At 52.7% G+C, this 2,326-nt stretch carries 1 protein-coding gene; it reads right to left on the reverse strand.

Features of this window, described 5'->3' with window-relative positions; all coding sequences use genetic code 11:
* Nucleotides 1-113 precede the first annotated feature (113 nt).
* A partial coding sequence (locus tag ABNS04_RS12425) for a PAS domain-containing hybrid sensor histidine kinase/response regulator (RefSeq protein ID WP_348671609.1) occupies nt 114-2,326 on the reverse strand: 2,213 nt, incomplete at its 5' end.

Consider the following 2,326-nt stretch of genomic DNA (forward strand, 5'->3'; position numbering starts at 1 on the left):
CTCTCATCAGGTGGTCTTGTGCATCGTCGCGCAAAATGCGCGACCTACTGCGATGCGTACGACCCGATACTTTCATCAGGTGGTCTTGTGCATCGTCGCGCAAAATGCGCGACCTACCGCGAGGAGATGTATTTTAGGAGGGCTTTGAGGGCGGCGGGTTTGACTGGTTTGGGCATGAAGTGCAGGCCGGCTTGGCGGGCGTTGCGCTTCACGTGGTCATCGCGCATGGCGGTGACCAGTGCACCGGGTAAGTCACGCTGCCAAATGGTACGGAGCGCGCTCGCCAGCTGAATGCCGTCGTCACCGCCGAGTTGGTAATCAAGCAACAGACCGTCTAACGGCTCGTTGGCCTCTGCATAGGCAACAGCATCGGCGTAAGAGCGACAGGTTATCGCGCGACAGTTCCACTTTTCTAGCAGTGCGCTAACAGCACTGAGGTTATCCTTATCGTCGTCGACCACAAGCAGGCTCAATTCCGCTGTCGGTGTTTGGTCCGTTCGTTCGGTGCGTTTGGCGACCACTTGTGCGTGATGACCTAAGGGTATCGTCACCGAGAAGCACGAGCCTTTACCCTCAACCGAACGGATTTGCGGTTCGCAGCCGAGCTGCTCACTCATTCTTTGCGCAACACTCAAGCCCAAGCCAACACCATCCACCGTTTGGTTCTGGATCCGATAAAAAGCGTCGAAGATTTTGTTCTGCTGCTGAGCAGCGATGCCCGGACCCGTATCCCACACCGCGATTTGTAAGTAGTCACCCCGCTTACGTACCCCGAGTAACACTTTACCCTTAGGCGTATATTTAATGGCATTCGACAAAAAATTCTGCACAATACGGCGCAAATAAGTTGGATCGGTATACACCGGGCGATCCACATAAAACGCCCGGAACTCAAGTTGTCGCTGCTCCGCCAGGACGTGATACTCTTCAATCAACGGTTTTAAAACACTGCTTAACATCACATGTTTAAACTGTGGCTTAAGCGCTCCTTGGTCCATTTTTGCAATCGAGAGCAGTGTCGATAACAAGTGTTCAGTAGACCCCAACGCCGTATCTAACTTACCCAACAAGCCTTGATTGCGTTCTGATAGCTCATCCTCATTCACCGCCGATAGATACAGTCGTGCCGCGTTGAGTGGCTGCAAGATATCGTGACTAGCTAGTGCTAAAAACCGCGTTTTTGATGCGTTTGCCGCCTCAGCTTCTGCTTTTGCCTTTTTCAGTTCTTTCTCAACTTCACGGCGTCGATCAATTTCAGCGGTGAGCTCTTGGTTGATTTCGCGGATCTCTTGCGTCCGCGTATCGACGCGTTGCTCAAGGTCGATATTGGCATCCTCGAGCGCTTGCTGAGTTTCTACGTGCTCGGTAATATCGGTAAAACTGGTTACGAATCCACCACTTGGTAACGGATTACCTACCATTTCAATCACGCGACCGTCGGCGCGGCGACGAATAAACCGGTGCGCAGAACCCATTTGCATGTAGCGTAAGCGTTTACTCACTAACTCTTCGACTTCACCGGGACCACACTCGCCTCGCTCGGCGTTATAACGGATTAGTGTCGCTATCGGCTGACCCGGTCTCACCATACCTTCTGGATAGTCGAATAGGTCGGTATAGCGTTTATTCCACGCGACCAGGCGCAACTCCGAATCAACAACACTGATGCCCTGCGCTAAGTTCTCTAGCGAACTAAACAGAATCGACTGCTGGGTTTGTAACGCTTGGGTGGTGTCATCAAAGAAGTGAACCACTTCCTCAAGGTTGAGTTGCCTATCGCGCAATGCCGCCTCGACTAAAGAGCGCGCCGTCGCAGACCCTAAAACACCCGCAATCGCACGTTCGACGTAATTAATTAAGTTCTGGTCGGCAACGGCTTCAGCACGCAAGGACACCGATTCGTTGGGTGCTTGGTAGTACCGCATCAGTTGTTGCGCGCGCTCCGCCCCTAAAAAAGTCTTCAGCAGCAGCAACATATCCGCGTTAGTCGCTGACCGGTTTTTATGCAGCGGACTATCGGGTAAAGATGCACGTGGTTTTACGAATGCAGTCGCTTGAATGCGATCGACTAATCGTGGCCGCGACAGCAACGAGAAGGCAATATAGGCAAAGCTGTTCATCAACAGCGAAATTACCGTGCCACGGGTGATGATCTCAACGTCGGAGAGCAACGCATCGCTGTAGAGTGGTATCAATACACTCACTATCCAGCCAATTGAGCCGGCAGCGAGCCCCGCATAGACACCTCGGGCATGACCACGCCGCCAATACAGTGCCCCAATGAGCGTGGGCAACAGCTGTAAAACTAGAGAGAAGGCAAGTAAAC

Source organism: uncultured Idiomarina sp. (genome assembly GCF_964010655.1).
GTDB classification, from domain to species: Bacteria; Pseudomonadota; Gammaproteobacteria; order Enterobacterales; family Alteromonadaceae; genus Idiomarina; species Idiomarina baltica.